Here is a 15,599-nt window from a genome sequence, read left to right on the forward strand (position 1 = left end):
TCCTCGGCGCCTTTCCGGTTCTCCCTCTCGGGTTTCCCTTTCCGGCGGCTCCGACTCTATCAGATCCTTTCGGGCCTGATTCCCGGTCGAAATCGGGTTGTCTTCCCGGCGGTTGGGCCGTTTCGACGTCCCGAACTCTAGCGGAACCTTCCGGTGATTCGTAATCGAGTCTCCGGACCGGCCATAAAGGGAATTCGGCATGCCGAATTCACCCCGGCCGGGGGTCTAGCTGAGTTGGGGGGTGCCGCAGAATTCTCTGCGGCGGATGGTCGTCGCGGAACCGTCCCGGCTGCACGACAACTCGGAGAACACTACACGACGGCTCCCCCGGCGCGGGAACGCCCCCATGGGAGGAAGCGGAGCCGGTGCTCGCCGCCCAGGTCCGCCGTGAGCCCCGGGGGCGCCCCGCGACCGGGGCCGGGTCGGTTGCCGACCGAGGCCGGGCCGTTACTCGCGAGGGGCCCCGCTACTCGCGATGGCGGAGCAGCAGCATCGCCGCGTCGTCGTGCAGGGGGCCCTCCGTATGGAGGATGAGGTCGCGCCTCAGGGCCTCGAGGGCGGCCTCGGGGTCGGGGTCCTTCAGGAAGAGGGTGCGGGCGCCCAGGGGGTAGAAGGCGCCGGTGCGGTCGCGGGCCTCGGTGACGCCGTCGGTGTAGAGGAGGAGCTGGTCGCCGGGGGCGAAGGCGACCCGGAAGGGCCTCGGGCCCTCTCCCGAGCCGAGTCCCAGGCCGAGCGGCAGCGCGTACTGGTCGGGTTCGGGGAAGGACACCGAGCCGTCGGCGCGTACCAACAGGGGAGGCGGATGGCCGTAGTTGAGGAACACCGCCCCGTTCGCGGGGTCGAGTTCGGCGATGATCGCGGTGACGAACTTCTCGCCCTCAAGGGCCCGGCCCACCGCCCGTTCGATGCGCGCGCCGACCCCCTTCAGGTCCGGTTCGTCGTGCGCCGCCTCCCGGAACGCGCCAAGGACCACGGCCGCCGTCTCCACCGATTCGAGGCCCTTGCCCTGCACATCCCCGATGATCACCCGTACTCCTTCGGGCGACGACACCACCTCGTACAGGTCTCCGCCGATCCGGGCCTCCGCGACCGCCGAGGTGTACGAGACCGCCGCGCGCAGATGGCCCGCGCTGCGTGGCACCGGGCGCAGCAGGACGCGCTGGGCGACCTCGGCGATGGAGCGCATGCCGGCGAGTTCGGCCTCGCGGCGCTGGCGCATCACGCTGCCGGCCACGCCCACGGCGGTCACCCCGGCGACGGCGGCGAGCGACGCATAGCCCCGGCGCTCCTCGAAGAGCTGGCTGTATATCCCGAGCCCGACCCCGGCCACGAGCGCGATCAGCCCGACGAGGACGGTGCGCCGCCAGCCTCCGACGAGGCCGGCGAAGGCGGGGCCGAGGGAGACCAGCGGCAGCAGTCCGACGGTGGGGCCCGCGATCAGGTTGGCCACGACGACCAGCGCCATCACCGCGTACGGCAGCACCCACAGGACGTCGGGGACGGCCTGCTCCTCGGTACGGGTGTGGCCTTCGACGGTTCTGCGCACCATGGCCGCACCCCTTTCACACCCTTGGGCATCCATTTCGCCATCAGGGGTGCGCCGCAACCCTTCCGTTACCGAATCGAGGCCGCGCGCCCGCCGCGAAGGTCAGGCGCTGGCGCGCTTGCGGGGGGTCGTCTTCTTGGCGGCCGTCTTCTTCGCGGTGGTGGAGGTGGACTTCTTCGCGCCGGTGGACTTGGGGTTCGCCGCGGCGGACTTCTTGGCGGCGGTGGTCGCCTTGCCGGCGGTGCTCTTCCTGCCCTGTGAGGTCTTGGTCTGCGTGGCTCTGCCCGGTGCGGTCTTCGTCTGTGAGGTCTTGCTCTGGGTGGACTTCGCCGGGGCCGACTTGGACTCCGAGGACTTCTTCGCCGTGGTCCTGGACGTCGTCTTCTTCGCCGGCGCGGACTTGCGCGACGTCGCCTTGCGCGAACTCAGCTCGGTGACCTCGGCGACCTCGTCACCGTCCGCCTCGCCGTCGCCCTGCCCTTCCCCACTCTCGCCGCCGTCCTCGCCACGGGCGGCCTTCGCGGCCTTGACGCTGTTCTCCAGGGCGGCCATCAGGTCGATGACCTTGCCGCCCTTGGCGGCGGGAGCGGGTTCCGCCGTGGGGACCGCGCCGTCGGCCTTGGCCGCGATGAGCTCCTCGACGGCGGCCCGGTAGTCGTCGTGCAGGGTCGACATGTCGACCTCGCCGAGGGTGTCCATCAGGGCGTCCGCCAAGTCGAGTTCGGCCTCGCGGACGCTGACGTCGGCCTCGGGGGCGGCGTCCTCGGAGGCCCGGATCTCGTCCGGCCAGAGCAGCCCGTGCATCGCGATCACGTCGTCCACCACCCGGAGCATGCCGAGCCGCTCACGTCCGCGCAGCGCGAATTTGGCGATGGCGACCTTCCGACTGCGCTTGAGGGCCTCGCGCAGCAGCGTGTACGGCTTGGCGGCCGGCACCCCGTTGGCGGAGAGGTAGTACGCGGCGTCCATCTGGAGGGGGTCGATCGAGTCGGCCGGTACGAACGCGACGATCTCGATCGTCTTGGCGGTGGGCAGCGGCAGCGAGGCCAGGTCGGCGTCGGTGATGGGGATCATCGAGCCGTCGGCGTCCTCGTACGCCTTGCCGATCTCGTCGGTGCTCAGCTCCTCGCCGTCCAGCTCGCACACCTTGCGGTAGCGGACCCGGCCGCCGTCCTCGGTGTGGATCTGGCGGAACGAGATCGAGTGGTTCTCGGTGGCGTTGACGAGCTTGATCGGAATGCTGACCAGGCCGAACGAAATCGCACCGTTCCAGATGGATCGCACGTTTTCTCCTCTTCGCCCCCGAAGAGTGTGGTTCGTGTGGTTCGTGGGACTCTCATCGTATGACGCCGATCACGGAGGTGGAGGGGCGGCGGGTGGCCCTGTCGAACCTGGACAAGGTGCTCTACCCGGCCACCGGCACCACCAAGGGCGAGTTGCTGCACTACTGCGCCTCGGTCTCGGGCCCGCTCCTGGCCCAGCTCGACGATCGTCCCGTGTCGTTCCTGCGCTTCCCCGACGGTCCGGGCGGCCAGCGCTTCTTCACCAAGAATCCGCCGCCGGGCACCCCCACGTGGGTGAAGACCGCCGAGGTGCCGCGCACCGAGGACAAGGCGGCCCGCCAGGTCGTGGTGTCGGATCTGGCCACCTTGATGTGGGCCGCGAACCTCGTGGTGGAGTTCCACACCCCGCAGTGGCGGGCCGGGGCTCCCGGGCAGGCCGACCGGCTGGTGCTCGACCTCGACCCGGGAGAGCCCGCGAGCATCGTCGAGTGCTGCACGGTGGCGCGGTGGCTGCGGGACCGGCTCGCGGCGGACGGGCTGAGCGCCTACGCCAAGACGTCGGGGTCCAAGGGGCTGCACCTGCTCTCGGCGCTGGAGCCGACCCCTTCCGCGCAGGTCTCGGCGTACGCGAAGAAGCTGGCCAGGGAGGCGGAGGCGGAGCTGCCCGGGCTGGTCACGCACAAGATGGCCAAGGCGCTGCGGCCCGGGAAGGTGTTCGTCGACTTCAGCCAGAACGCGGCGGCGAAGACGACGGCGACGCCCTACACGGTGCGCGCCAAGGACCGTCCGACGGTGTCCGCGCCGGTGTCCTGGGCGGAGGTCGAGGCGTGTACCGACCCTGCGGAGCTGGCGTTTCTGATCGGTGACATCGGCCCCCGTCTGGAGCGGGACGGTGATCTGCTCGCCCCCCTCTCCGACCCCGACGGAGCGGGCCGGCTGCCATGAGCGCCGAGGCGCCGCGCCCGCCGCTCTCCGTCGCCCTCGCCGAGGCGGTGGGCACGCTGCCGCGCGGGGCGGGCTGGGCGTACGAGCCGAAGTTCGACGGTCACCGGATGGTGGTGTTCCGCACCGCGGAGCGGGTGGTGCTCCAGGCCCGCTCGGGGCGGATCATCACCGCCGCCTTTCCCGATCTGGCCGACGCGGCAAGGGAGTTGGCGCCGGGGACCGTGCTGGACGGGGAGGTGGTGGTGTGGACGCAGGGGCGTACCGACTTCGCGGCCGTCCAGCGCCGGGCCGCCGCGACCCCGGCCCGCGCTCCTCTGCTGGCCCGCCGCCTGCCCGCCTCGTACGCCGCCTTCGATCTGCTCGCGGAGGCGGGCCGGGATCTGCGGGCCGAGCCGTACGAGGTGAGGCGGGCCCGGCTCGTCGAGGTGCTCGGCCCGCTGGGACCGCCGCTCCAGGCGGTGCCGATGACCACCTCGGTGGAGACGGCGCTGACCTGGTACGAGACGCTGCCGGCGAGCGGGATCGAGGGGCTGGTCGCCAAGCGTCTGAACGCCCCGTACCGGTCGGGGCACCGCGCCTGGCGCAAGGTGCGGCACACCGACACCCGGGAGGCGGTGGTCATCGGCCACACCGGCAGCCCGGCCCGCCCGGCCGCGCTGGTCCTGGTGCTGCCCGGCGACGACGTGCCGGTGGTGTCGAGTCCGCTGCCGGCCGCCCTGCGCGCGGAGGCGGGCCGTGCGCTCGCCCCGCTCGTGGCCGAGGGCGGCGGCACGGCGGTGGCGGCGGGTCTGGGCGAGGTGGACTACCGGGCGGTCGGCCCGGGGCTGCTCGCGGAGGTGGAGTGGGCGACGACGCGGCACGTGGGGGCGGTGGTCCTGCGGCTGCGCGGGGCGGGGGGCTGAGCCGGGGCGGGTGCCGGTCCAGGGGCGTTCAGGCGCGCAGCCAGGTCCTGCGGTCCCGGGCGGTCCAGTACAGGGACTCCACGTCGGCCGGTTTGAGGACGCCGCCGCGGTGGGCGAGGTCCGGAATCTCGGTGTCCCTCAGGACACTGACGTCGGGCGCCGGGCCGCGTTCCACCCGCTCGGCGCCGACCAGGACGACGACCGCGCGCACCGCCGCCGCGAGGGCCAGGGAGGCGCGTTCGGCGTCGTGTCGGGCGGTGCGCAGCAGAGGTGACGGGGCCGCCCTGCCCACCGCGACCAGCGGGTCGGCGATCCGCACCCGGTGGCGCCGGGCGTGCAGGGAGCGCACCGCGAGCGCGCCCGCGGGCCCGATGAGCAGGTGGTGGAGGGTGGCGTTGCCGGGCAGCGGCACCGAGTGCAGGACCCGCCAGCCCGCGCCGTCGAGCCGGTCGAGCGCGGCCCCGGTGGCCTGTTGGGCGGCGAGGTCCCGGCGGCGCGGATCGGCCCGCAGCCGGTGGGCGCCCCCGTTCCGCTCCAGCTCGCCGAGGAGGGCCTCGGCCGGCCGGTTGGGCGCGAGGTCGTCGTCGGGGTGCAGGCCGAGCCGGGCCAGGTCGGTGGCGGTCGGCACGGGTGGCGGCCCGACGAGGGGTTCCCCGACCACGTACGGGCGCAGCGCGGCGAGCACCTCGTCCCGGTGGTCGTCGAGCAGCAGCGATACGCGTCCGGTGTCGCGGTCGTACCAGGCGACGCTGCGCCCGTCCGGGAGGCTGACGTACAGTCGCGCCTGTCCGTGCCGGTGTACCGGTGTGACCCGCAGTCCTGCCATAGCCCCATCACCCCACCCCGACCATGGGAACAGCCCGTGCCCGTGAGGGCAATAAGTCGTGGGGGCGTCTCACAACGCGATGGACGCAGGGCGGTCATGACCACGACACTTACGCGCGACGAAGACCAGGCATTCCGGGAGGGGAAACACTCAATGATCATCTTTGGCACCCGCGGCTATCTCTACCAGCTCGCGATGCTCACGCTCGTGTGCGGAAACTGCGGCAATCCTTCCGCGCACTCGCTGCGCAAGTACGTCACGAAGTTCACGCTGTTCTTCGTTCCGCTGTTCCCGTTCTCGACGAAGTTCCGTACGCAGTGCACGTTCTGCGGTCTTGAGCAGCAGATCACCAAGGAGCAGGCCGAGGGCCTCCTCGCCCAGCCGGTCGCGCCGCAGCAGGCGTACGGCCAGCAGCCGCAGCCCGGCCAGATGCAGGGCCAGAACCCGTACCAGCAGTAGGACGGGCCGCACGGCGGTCCAGCGCGCGGTGACAGCATCGCCCGCTCCTCTACGGCGAGCTGTCACCCGGGCGCGGCAAGGCCGCAACAGCGGACATTCAGCGTCATACCCATGACGACGCCCACCCCGCCGCGCATCGCACGGACCCGCACCGCACGACCCCGCACGGCGGGGCTCGCGGTCTCCTCCGCGCTCGCGCTCGCCCTGGGCGGCGGACTGCTGGCCTGCGCCCCCGAGCCGGTGGCCAAGACGCCCGACATCCAGGTGCGCGATGCCGCCGCCCCGAGGGCGAGGACGGCCGTCGGCCCGATGGCGGCCGCCGAGCCGACCCGGCTCGTCATCCCGTCCGCGGGGGTCGACGCGGGCCCGGTGCTGCGGCTCGGGGTGGACTCGGCGCGGGAGCTGGAGGTGCCGCCGGTGGACCGGGCCGAGCAGGCCGGCTGGTACACCGGCAGCGTCACCCCGGGCGAGAAGGGGGCCGCGGTGCTGGTCGCGCACTACGCATCATCTTCTACGCCGACCTCGTCGAGGCCCGACAGACCGCCGGGGCTCCGGCGGAGCCCCGGCGGACGGTGAAATAACCTGGGGTTCCCGCACGACAGGAGCACCTTGATCCGCCAGCGCCGCACCGCCCTCCTGGCACCCCTGCTGACCGCAGTGGGTGCCCTGGTGCTGTCCGGCTGCGGCGGCGCGGGCCAGCTGGAGAGTTCGGGCGCGACGCCGACCGCCGTCGGGCCCATCCACCTGTGGCCGGGCCTGCCGCCCGCGACCGCGACGCCCAACGACTACGGCGAGACCGACACCGAGCAGGTGCCCGGCATCAAGGTGACCGGCGGCGACGTGCACAAGCTGAACCCCGTCGCCGTGGTGCAGGCCGAGGTGAAGGCGCACCCGAACACCTACAGCGGCGAGGACGGCCTGTACGACGAAACGGTTCGCCAGCTCGCCACCTGCAAGCAGAAGCCGGCCGGCTGCCCGGTCCTCAAGCCGTACTACCGGGACCTGACCGGGGACGGCAGGGACGAGCTCATCCTCGGCATCCGGATGCCGGACCAGAACCTCGCGGTGCGCTGCTACATGCCGGCCAAGGACGGCGGCCTGATCCGCATCATGTCCACCGTCGACCAGATCATCAGCGTGGACCTGGCCGGGCGCGACGTGATCCTGCGGTCGGTCGCGACGGGCATGTCGGGGTACGAGTACCGCACCGCGTGGTCCTGGGACGACCACCAGCAGGCGATGCTCCCCACCCGGGACGAGATCGTCCGGAACAAACCGGGCGGCAAGCACCCCGCACCGACCGGCGCCGGGCAGATACCGCCGTCGCCGAAGAAGAAGCCGTCGACGGCGAGCCCGTCGGCCACCCCCACGGCGGACGCACCATGAGACTCCCCCGGACGCCCCGGCTGCCGCTGCCCGCCTGGACCGCCACCCTCACCTGGAAGGCCGCGGTGTTCATCACCGTGATGTGCTGCGCGCTCGCCGCGCTGCTCGGCGTCCTGGTGCATGTGTCGGTGACCCGGCAGACCGTGGGCGAGGCCCGCGGCAAGGCACTCGACCGGCTCACGGACGTCACCCTGATGTACGAGGCGGGCGAACAGCTGCCGCCGGGTTCCGGCCTCGACCCGCCCCAGCTCCCCGCCTCGCTGCGCGCCCTCGCCCTCTCCGGCAAGCGAGGCACCCTGGTCGACGACGACAACGGCCGCCCCACCATGTGGGCCGCGGGCCCGGCCGACGGCAAGGCGCTGGCCGCCGAGATCGACTACACCCAGAGCGCCCGCACCATCAACGGCCTGGACAAGGCGATCCTCGGCTCGTCCATCCTGGCCATCGGCGCGACCCTGCTGGTCGGCGTCTTCGCGGTCACCCGGGTCACCCGGCGGCTGCACCAGACGGCGACGGTGGCCCGCAGGATCGACGCGGGCGACCTCGACGCCCGCGTCAACGACCCCCGGACCAAGGACCCCTCGCGCCCCCAGGACGAGGTGGCCACCGTCGCCGGGGCCCTGGACACGATGGCCTCCACGCTCCAGGGCAAACTCCTCAGCGAACAGCGCTTCACCGCGGACGTGGCGCACGAGCTGCGCACCCCCCTGACCGGCCTGCACGCGGCGGCCGAGCTGCTGCCGGAGGGACGGCCCGCCGAGCTCGTACGGGACCGGGTGCGGGCGATGCGCTCGCTCACCGAGGACCTCCTGGAGATATCCCGCCTGGACGCGGGCAGCGAGACGGTCGACCTCGACCTCCAGCAGCTCGCCCCGGTGGTCGAGCGGGTGGTGCGCGCCTCCGTCGCGTCGGGGACCGCCGAGGCGGACACCACCGTGACGGTCGTACGCGATGCCTGCGTGGAGACCGACAAGCGCCGCCTGGAGCGGGTCGTCGGCAATCTGGTGGCCAACGCCCACCGGCACGGCAAGGCCCCGGTCGAGCTGACCGTGCACGGCCCCGTCGTGACGGTGCGCGACCACGGCACCGGCTATCCGGACTACCTCCTCGACCACGGGCCGCAGCGTTTTCGCACGGATGCCGGAAGCAAGGGACACGGCCTCGGACTGACCATCGCGGTGGGCCAGGCCGCCGTGATCGGCGCGGAGCTCACCTTCAGCAACGCCCCGGACGGCGGAGCGGTGGCCCGGCTCGAACTCCCCGAGTACGCCGACCTGGAAACGCCCACCGGGGAAGGCGCCCCGCACGGCGCGTGACACCTCGTCACGCTTTGCGGTCCACAACGCGCGAATTTAGTGTGAGGCAAGCGAACTGAGGGTCGCTCACCCGCGGCCCCGCCCCGTTCCAGGAGGCACGATGTTCCCGCGTTCCCCCCTTGCCGCACTCGCCCTCTGCGTTGCCACCGGCGCCGCGGCCGTTCTCGCCACCACCTCCCCCGCCGCGGCCGATCAGTCCGCACACCAGGAGTACAAGGGCCGGGTCACCGCCAAGGGCGGCCTGATCCTGCGCGACCGGCCCACCCGCGGCAGCAGGATCGTCGGCAAGGCCGCGTACGGCTCGATCGTGCACATCTTCTGCAAGACCGGCGGCGACCGGGTCAACGGAAACGACCGCTGGTACCTGCTCACCGACGGCACCTGGGCGTGGGGCTCGGCCTACTACATCGACAACATCGGGGCCGTGCCGCGCTGGTGCTGAGCCGCCGCCGACCGCGGGCCGGGATCGCGATCGCGAACCCGGCCGTCCCGCGCCGGCACCCCGTGCGCGGCCGAAGCGCGGGCGGGGCGGCGGCCGCGCGTCATGACACGGCCCGCGCGCAGCGGGTTTGACGGGCCGTCATCGATTCCGCCCGGCACCTCACGACATACACCGACATAAGCGCCCGGCTTGCTACGTTGCGTGGCATGACCGCACCGTCGGCGGCGGACGCCCTCCCGCCCGAGCTCCGTCTCCCCAAGCGGCGGGGCGTCGAACTCTTCCTGCTCGTCGGTGCCGTCCTGGTCGTGGTGCTCGGCTATGTGGACGTCGGGCTCGCCCGCACCGGCACGGTGCCGCCCGACGCCGCGCGGTACGGGGCCGGGCTCGGTCTGCTGGCGCTCCTCACCCACCTCGTGGTCCGCTTCCGCGCCCCCTATGCCGACCCGCTGCTGCTGCCGATCGCGGTGCTGCTCAACGGGCTCGGCCTGGTGCTGATCTACCGCCTGGACCTCGCGACGCCGGGCAGCCGGGCGGCCCCCGCCCAACTGGTCTGGTCGACGCTGGGGGTGGGCCTGTTCCTCGTCGTCGTCCTGGTGCTGCGCGACCACCGCGTGCTCCAGCGCTACGCCTATCTCTCGATGGCGGCGGCCCTGGTCCTCATGCTCGTACCGATCCTGTTCCCCCCGGTCAACGGCGCCAAGATCTGGGTCAGGGCGGCCGGCCTCTCCTTCCAGCCCGCGGAGTTCGCCAAGATCCTGCTCGCCCTGTTCTTCGCCGCCCACCTCGCGGCCAACCGCAACGCGCTGGCGTACACCGGCCGCCGGATCTGGCGGCTCCAACTGCCCACCGGACGGGTGCTCGGCCCGATCGTGACGGTGTGGCTCCTGAGCGTCGGCGTCCTGGTCCTCGAACGCGACCTGGGCACCTCGCTGCTCTTCTTCGGGCTCTTCGTGATCATGCTGTACGTGGCGACCGGGCGCATCGGATGGATCGCGGTGGGCCTGCTGCTGGCCTCGGCCGGCGCGGCCGCGGTCGCCCTGTTCGAACCGCATGTGCACGCCCGGGTCACCGACTGGCTGAACCCGTACGCCACCATCGAGGCGGGCCTCGGCCCCAGCCAGCTGGCCCAGTCGCTGTTCGCCTTCGCGGCCGGCGGCACCCTCGGCGCGGGCCTCGGCCTCGGCCACTCGGTGCTGATCGGTTTCGCCGCCAAGTCCGACTTCATCCTGGCCACCGCGGGCGAGGAGCTCGGCCTGTCCGGGCTGACCGCGATCTTCCTGCTCTACGCGCTGCTCGTGGCCCGCGGCTACCGGGCCGGGCTCAGTCTGCCCAGCCCGTTCGGGCGGTTGCTCGCCATCGGGCTCGCCTCGATCCTGGCGCTCCAGGTGTTCGTGATCGCGGGCGGCGTGATGGGGCTGATCCCGCTCACCGGCATGGCGATGCCGTTCCTGGCGCAGGGCGGTTCGTCCGTGGTCACCAACTGGATCATCGTGGCGCTGCTCATCCGGATCAGCGACTCCGCCCGCCGGCCCCTGCCCGTGGTCGAGACGGGTGTCATCGCACGGCCCGAAGCGTCGGTGGAGGGGACGGTCAAGTGACCCGGTACATCCGTCGGGCGGCCGCGTTCTGTCTCGTCCTGCTCGTGGCGCTCCTGGTGAACGCGGCGCGCGTCCAGGTCTTCGAGGCCGACGCGCTCGACGCCAATCCCGCCAACCGCCGCCTGGCCATTGCCCGTTACCACCAGCCGCGCGGCGCCATCGTGGTCGGGGACGAGAGCGTCACCGGCTCGCGGGACAGCGGCCAGCAGTTGCGGTACGAGCGGACGTACAAGAACGGGCCGCTGTACGCGCCCGTCACCGGATACGCCTCGCAGACGTACGGCACGACGCTGGTGGAGAACGCGGAGGACGCCGTCCTGTCGGGCACCTCCTCGCTCCTGTCGGTGTTCCCGCTGTGGAACGACCTCACGCGCGGGCGGCACTCCGGCGGGCGGGCCGTCACTACCATCAAGGCGTCGATGCAGCAGGCCGCCTACGCGGGCCTGGGCGGCAAGAAGGGCGCGGTCGCGGCTCTCGAACCCGCGACGGGCAAAATCCTGGCGCTGGTCAGCAGCCCCTCCTACGAGCCCGGCGTGCTGTCCGGGACCGGCCGGGCGGTGGAGAGCGCCTGGTCGCGGCTGACCAGGGACGCCGATCAGCCCATGCTGAACCGGGCGATCCGGGGAACGTATCCGCCCGGCTCAGCCTTCAAGATCGTGACGGCGGCGGCCGCGCTCGACGCGGGGGTGGTCACCGATGTGGACGCGCCGACCGACACACCCGATCCCTATGTGCTGCCGAACACCAGCACCACGCTCCCCAACGAGGCGAGCGGCTGCGGCAACGCGTCGCTGGCGTACGCGGTCACCGTCTCCTGCAACACGGTGATGGCGAACCTCGGGGTGAAGGTGGGGCTGCCCCACATGCTGGAGGCGGTGCGCAGGTTCGGTTTCAACGACACGGGACTGCGGATCCCCTCGGGGGTCGCCAAGTCCAACTTCGACACCAGGATGAGCCCCGACCAGCTCGCCCTGTCCTCCATCGGCCAGTTCGACACGACGGCCACCCCGCTCCAGATGGCGATGGTCTCGGCGGCGGTCGCCAACGGCGGGGACCTCAAGTACCCCTATCTCGTGGACCGTACGACCACCTCGCGCGGCACCACCGTGTCCACCACCCGGCCGCGGACCTATCAGCGCGCGATGAACCCGGCAACGGCGATGCGGCTGCGGCAGATGATGATCGACGTGGTGCGGACCGGCACCGGCACCAGCGCGGCGATCGCGGGGGCGACGGTCGGCGGCAAGACCGGCACCGCGCAGAACGGCGTCGGCAACATCGGCAGCCCGTACGCCTGGTTCATCTCCTGGGCCCAGGCGGAGGGCGCGGTCCGCCCGGCCGTGGCGGTCGCGGTGGTCGTCGAGGACGCGTCGGCGAACCGGGGCGACATCAGCGGCGGCGGCGACGCGGCGCCGATCGCGAAGGCGGTGATGGAGGCGGCGCTGGCGGGCACGCCGTGATCCCGGGCCCGGCCGGTGCCCGCCGGGGGGCCGGAGCCGATCGCGTCCAAAGGGGCGCCTGCGACGCCCGGTCGCGCCGGGGACGCCGCCCGCCGCGACCGGCGCACCCCGCCGTCAGGACGCGGCGCCCTCGGCGATCGCCCCTTCCACCTCCGCCACCCGAGCCGCCTCCTCCTCGGCGAAGCGCTCCTTGTCGAGCTGTTCGGCGATCTCCTCGTCCTGGGACATCAGGAGGTCCAGGTTGGAGTCGCCGAGGTCGAAGACGCCCATGTCCAGATAGGCCTTCTGAAGGCGCTCGCCCCACAGGCCGATGTCCTTGACGCAGGGCACGATGCGGCTGAAGAGCAGCTTGCGGAACAGGTGCAGGAACTCGCTCTCCTCGCTGAGCCGCTCGGCCTCCTTCTTCGGGATGCCGAAGTTCTCCAGGACCTCCACCCCGCGCAGCCGGTCGCGCATCAAGTAGCAGCCCTCGATGACGAACTCCTCGCGCTCCTTCAGCTCCGCGTCGGAGAGCTGCTGGTAGTAGTCGCGCAGCGCCATGCGGCCGAAGGCCACGTGCCGGGCCTCGTCCTGCATGACGTACGCCAGTATCTGCTTGGGCAGCGGCTTGTCCGTGGTGTCCCTGATCATGCCGAAGGCGGCGAGCGCCAGGCCCTCGATGAGGACCTGCATGCCGAGGTAGGGCATGTCCCAGCGGGAGTCGCGCAGGGTGTCGCCGAGCAGCGCCTGGAGGTTGTCGTTGATCGGGTAGAGCATGCCGAGCTTCTCGTGCAGGAAGCGGCCGTAGATCTCGGCGTGCCGGGCCTCGTCCATGGTCTGGGTGGCCGAGTAGAACTTGGCGTCCAGGTCGGGCACGGACTCCACGATGCGGGCGGCGCACACCATCGCGCCCTGCTCCCCGTGCAGGAACTGGCTGAACTGCCAGGAGGTGTAGTGCAGACGCAGCTCGCCCTTGTCCCGGTCGGTCATCTTGGCCCAGTACGGGGTGCCGTACAGGGTCATCGCCTCGTCCGGGGTGCCCAGCGGATCGTAGGGGTCGACCTCCAGGGACCAGTCGATGCGCTTGGCGCCGTCCCACTGCTTGTCCTTGCCCTTCTGGTAGAGGGCAAGGAGCCGGTCGCGCCCGTCGTCGTAGTCCCAGCTGAAGCGGGCCGAGCCGGAGGCCGGCACCTGCCAGTGGGGTTCCTGCGGGGCCTTCACATAGAGGTCGTGCGTCGACACGTGCGGCTCCTTCGCCTCGCGGACGGCGTCGTCCGGCGACTCAACTACTGCACACCGTTGTGCAGTTGGCAGGTTCACACGGCGGTAGACGCGGGGTCAACAAGTCGCGCGCAAGGGATTGACGAGCTTGCTGACAGGGAGTCTCATAACGAGTGACCCCAGGTAACCCAGCCACGAGGTGCCCGTCGCCATGACAACCGTGACCGAACGCGAAGTGCTCCGCGACGCACTCGGCCTGCTCAGGGACCGCGAGCAGGTCGCCGAGCGGCTGCTCGAATCGTCCGCCAAGCACTCCTTCGACCCCGACAAGGAGCTGGACTGGGACGCGCCCGTCGAGGACGGGAAGTGGTTCTGGCCGCCGGAGCTCCTGTCCCTGTACGACACCCCGCTGTGGCGCAGGATGTCCGAGGACCAGCGCATGGACCTGGCCCGCCACGAGGCCGCCTCGCTCGCCTCGCTCGGGATCTGGTTCGAGATCATCCTGATGCAGCTCCTCGTACGGCACATCTACGACAAGTCGCTCACCAGCAACCACGTCCGGTACGCGCTCACCGAGATAGCCGACGAGTGCCGCCACTCGATGATGTTCGCCCGCATGATCAAGAAGGGCGGGGCGCCGACGTACCAGGTGCCGCGCGTCTACCACAACCTCGCGCGCGTCCTGAAGACCGTCTCCACCACGCCTGGTTCGTTCGCCGCGACCTTGCTCGGCGAGGAGATCCTGGACTGGATGCAGCGCCTGACCTTCCCGGACGAGCGCATCCAGCCCATCGTGCGCGGCGTCACCCGCATCCACGTCGTCGAGGAGGCGCGCCATGTCCGGTACGCCCGCGAGGAGTTGAGGCGCCAGATGGTCTCCGCGCCGCGCTGGGAACGGGAGTTGACCCGGCTCAGCTGCGGCGAGGCGGCCCGCGTCTTCGCCACCTGCTTCGTCAACCCGCAGGTGTACGAGAACGTCGGCCTGGACCGGCGCGAGGCCGTCGCCCAGGTGAAGGCGAGCTGCCACCGCCGCGAGGTGATGCAGAGCGGCGCGAGCCGCCTGACCGAATTCCTCGACGACATAGGCGTGATGAACGGGGTCAGCCGGCGGCTGTGGAAGAGCTCGGGACTCCTGGCGTAAAGCCCGTTCAGGGGGATTACGCTGCCTGTATGACCTCCCCCGCCGCCACCCCCGCGTACCGCAGGCTCAGCGTCGAGGAGCGTCGCGTCCAGCTCCTCGGCGCGGCCCTGTCGCTCTTCGCGCACCGGGCGCCGGAGGACGTGTCGCTCGACGACGTGGCCGAGGCGGCGGGCGTCTCGCGGCCGCTGGTCTACCGCTACTTCCCGGGCGGCAAGCAGCAGTTGTACGAGGCCGCGCTGCGCTCGGCCGCCGACGAGCTGGAGCTGTGCTTCGCCGAGGCGCAGAGCGGTCCGCTCACCCAGCGGCTCACCCGGGTCCTGGACCGCTACCTCGCGTTCGTCGACGAGCACGACGCCGGGTTCTCGGCGCTGCTCCAGGGCGGCAGCATGGCCGAGACGTCCCGGACGACGGCGATCGTGGACGAGGTGCGGCGGGCCGCGGCCGAGCAGATCCTGGTCCATCTGGAGGTGGCCGAGCCGGGCCCCCGGCTCCGGATGATGGTGCGCACCTGGATCGCGGCCGTCGAGGCGGCCTCGCTGATCTGGCTGGACGAGGACAAGCAGCCGCCGCTGGCCGAGCTGCGCGACTGGCTGGTGGACCATCTGGTGGCGCTGCTCACCGTCACGGCCGCCACCGACGAGCAGACCGCGGCCGCGGTGCGCGGCGCGCTCGCCCACGAGTCGGCCGAGGGCGCGGCCGGGGTGCTCGCCCGTCGCGTGATACCCGTCGTGAGCGAGGCGGCCCACCTGCTGTGAGACTTGGGGGGTGCGAAGCGAGAACACCCTCTTTGTGGGCGGCCCCCTCGACGGGCGCGTCCTGCCGGTACTGACCGGCCCGACCGGCAAGCCGCCGCGGTGGTACGAGGTGCCCGTGCCCGACGCCGGGGGCGGCCCGGCGACGGTGTACGCCTACCGCCTCGAGCCGGCCTCCCACACCAAGCGGCTCGGGCTGCCGCGCGGCTGGAAGTACACCTACGTACCCGAGGGCCGGGAGCCGCGCCGCTGGCCATGGACGAAGAGGGGCGGCGGCGCAAGCCCCCGCACCGGTGTGCCGCCGCACGAGTGAGCCGAATAGCCCGTTCACTTCTCCCACCGG

General features: G+C 71.9%; 15 protein-coding genes and 1 pseudogene. 12 read left to right on the forward strand and 4 right to left on the reverse strand.

The window, feature by feature from the left end; translation table 11 throughout:
- Positions 1–466: 466 nt before the first annotated feature.
- The gene (locus N4G70_RS18640) at positions 467–1,549 is read right to left on the reverse strand and encodes a PP2C family protein-serine/threonine phosphatase (RefSeq protein WP_399035950.1); all 1,083 of its coding nucleotides are present in this window, start codon (positions 1,547–1,549) and stop codon (positions 467–469) included.
- A 99-nt stretch (positions 1,550–1,648) separates the two neighbouring features.
- Positions 1,649–2,830 carry a Ku protein gene (locus N4G70_RS18645; protein WP_261713796.1) on the reverse strand — a complete coding sequence of 394 codons (1,182 nt, stop codon included), beginning with the start codon at positions 2,828–2,830 and terminating at the stop codon, positions 1,649–1,651.
- Positions 2,831–2,889: 59 nt separating this feature from the next.
- On the opposite strand from N4G70_RS18645, the gene ligD reads away from it, so the two are divergent.
- Positions 2,890–3,774 carry a non-homologous end-joining DNA ligase gene (gene ligD, locus N4G70_RS18650; protein ID WP_261713797.1) on the forward strand — a complete coding sequence of 295 codons (885 nt, stop codon included), beginning with the start codon at positions 2,890–2,892 and terminating at the stop codon, positions 3,772–3,774.
- Entirely contained in the window at positions 3,771–4,676 is a 906-nt protein-coding gene (locus tag N4G70_RS18655; RefSeq protein ID WP_261713798.1) for an ATP-dependent DNA ligase, read from the forward strand. The genes ligD and N4G70_RS18655 overlap by 4 nt, the downstream gene beginning before the upstream one ends.
- Positions 4,677–4,704: 28 nt before the next feature.
- Here the strand turns inward: N4G70_RS18655 and N4G70_RS18660 are convergent, their stop codons facing one another.
- Positions 4,705–5,502: an NERD domain-containing protein gene (locus tag N4G70_RS18660; protein WP_261713799.1), complete on the reverse strand. Its 798-nt coding sequence runs from the start codon at positions 5,500–5,502 to the stop codon at positions 4,705–4,707.
- A gap of 153 nt (positions 5,503–5,655) precedes the next feature.
- Between N4G70_RS18660 and N4G70_RS18665 the strand changes: the two genes are divergently transcribed.
- The 7 genes and pseudogenes from N4G70_RS18665 (at position 5,656) to N4G70_RS18695 (ending at position 12,163) form a co-directional block, all read left to right on the forward strand.
- Positions 5,656–5,961, forward strand: a complete 306-nt coding sequence (locus N4G70_RS18665; protein WP_261713800.1) for a zinc ribbon domain-containing protein — start codon at positions 5,656–5,658, stop codon at positions 5,959–5,961.
- Positions 5,962–6,072: 111 nt separating this feature from the next.
- Positions 6,073–6,537, forward strand: a complete 465-nt coding sequence (locus N4G70_RS18670; protein WP_261713801.1) for a hypothetical protein — start codon at positions 6,073–6,075, stop codon at positions 6,535–6,537.
- A 33-nt stretch (positions 6,538–6,570) separates the two neighbouring features.
- Entirely contained in the window at positions 6,571–7,347 is a 777-nt protein-coding gene (locus N4G70_RS18675) for a hypothetical protein (RefSeq protein ID WP_388723479.1), read from the forward strand.
- On the forward strand, positions 7,344–8,663 hold the full coding sequence (locus N4G70_RS18680) for a HAMP domain-containing sensor histidine kinase (protein WP_261713802.1): 1,320 nt from the start codon (positions 7,344–7,346) through the stop codon (positions 8,661–8,663). The genes N4G70_RS18675 and N4G70_RS18680 overlap by 4 nt, the downstream gene beginning before the upstream one ends.
- A gap of 208 nt (positions 8,664–8,871) precedes the next feature.
- Positions 8,872–9,105 (forward strand): annotated as a pseudogene (locus N4G70_RS18685) (SH3 domain-containing protein); the annotation flags it as partial.
- A gap of 206 nt (positions 9,106–9,311) precedes the next feature.
- Positions 9,312–10,703, forward strand: coding sequence for an FtsW/RodA/SpoVE family cell cycle protein (locus N4G70_RS18690; protein ID WP_261713804.1), 1,392 nt, complete (start codon positions 9,312–9,314; stop codon positions 10,701–10,703).
- Positions 10,700–12,163 carry a penicillin-binding transpeptidase domain-containing protein gene (locus N4G70_RS18695; RefSeq protein ID WP_261713805.1) on the forward strand — a complete coding sequence of 488 codons (1,464 nt, stop codon included), beginning with the start codon at positions 10,700–10,702 and terminating at the stop codon, positions 12,161–12,163. The genes N4G70_RS18690 and N4G70_RS18695 overlap by 4 nt, the downstream gene beginning before the upstream one ends.
- A 114-nt stretch (positions 12,164–12,277) precedes the next feature.
- Here the strand turns inward: N4G70_RS18695 and N4G70_RS18700 are convergent, their stop codons facing one another.
- Positions 12,278–13,384: a ferritin-like domain-containing protein gene (locus tag N4G70_RS18700; protein WP_261713806.1), complete on the reverse strand. Its 1,107-nt coding sequence runs from the start codon at positions 13,382–13,384 to the stop codon at positions 12,278–12,280.
- 190 nt (positions 13,385–13,574) lie between these two features.
- Between N4G70_RS18700 and N4G70_RS18705 the strand changes: the two genes are divergently transcribed.
- From N4G70_RS18705 to N4G70_RS18715, 3 genes are read left to right on the forward strand one after another with little or no spacing between them, the layout of a single operon-like run.
- Positions 13,575–14,504, forward strand: a complete 930-nt coding sequence (locus N4G70_RS18705; RefSeq protein WP_261713807.1) for a diiron oxygenase — start codon at positions 13,575–13,577, stop codon at positions 14,502–14,504.
- Positions 14,505–14,533: 29 nt separating this feature from the next.
- Positions 14,534–15,259 carry a TetR/AcrR family transcriptional regulator gene (locus N4G70_RS18710; RefSeq protein ID WP_261713808.1) on the forward strand — a complete coding sequence of 242 codons (726 nt, stop codon included), beginning with the start codon at positions 14,534–14,536 and terminating at the stop codon, positions 15,257–15,259.
- A gap of 10 nt (positions 15,260–15,269) precedes the next feature.
- The gene (locus N4G70_RS18715) at positions 15,270–15,569 is read left to right on the forward strand and encodes a hypothetical protein (RefSeq protein ID WP_261713809.1); all 300 of its coding nucleotides are present in this window, start codon (positions 15,270–15,272) and stop codon (positions 15,567–15,569) included.
- Positions 15,570–15,599 lie beyond the last annotated feature (30 nt).

Source organism: Streptomyces sp. ASQP_92 (assembly GCF_025399895.1).
Lineage (GTDB): Bacteria > Actinomycetota > Actinomycetes > Streptomycetales > Streptomycetaceae > Streptomyces.

Coding starts and splice junctions, on each gene's coding strand:
- N4G70_RS18640 (WP_399035950.1), bottom strand. CDS start 1,549: ATGGTGCGCAGAACCGTCGAAGGCCACACCCGTACCGAGGAGCAGGCC.
- ligD (WP_261713797.1), top strand. CDS start 2,890: ATGACGCCGATCACGGAGGTGGAGGGGCGGCGGGTGGCCCTGTCGAAC.
- N4G70_RS18655 (WP_261713798.1), top strand. CDS start 3,771: ATGAGCGCCGAGGCGCCGCGCCCGCCGCTCTCCGTCGCCCTCGCCGAG.
- N4G70_RS18660 (WP_261713799.1), bottom strand. CDS start 5,502: ATGGCAGGACTGCGGGTCACACCGGTACACCGGCACGGACAGGCGCGA.
- N4G70_RS18665 (WP_261713800.1), top strand. CDS start 5,656: ATGATCATCTTTGGCACCCGCGGCTATCTCTACCAGCTCGCGATGCTC.
- N4G70_RS18670 (WP_261713801.1), top strand. CDS start 6,073: ATGACGACGCCCACCCCGCCGCGCATCGCACGGACCCGCACCGCACGA.
- N4G70_RS18680 (WP_261713802.1), top strand. CDS start 7,344: ATGAGACTCCCCCGGACGCCCCGGCTGCCGCTGCCCGCCTGGACCGCC.
- N4G70_RS18690 (WP_261713804.1), top strand. CDS start 9,312: ATGACCGCACCGTCGGCGGCGGACGCCCTCCCGCCCGAGCTCCGTCTC.
- N4G70_RS18705 (WP_261713807.1), top strand. CDS start 13,575: ATGACAACCGTGACCGAACGCGAAGTGCTCCGCGACGCACTCGGCCTG.
- N4G70_RS18710 (WP_261713808.1), top strand. CDS start 14,534: ATGACCTCCCCCGCCGCCACCCCCGCGTACCGCAGGCTCAGCGTCGAG.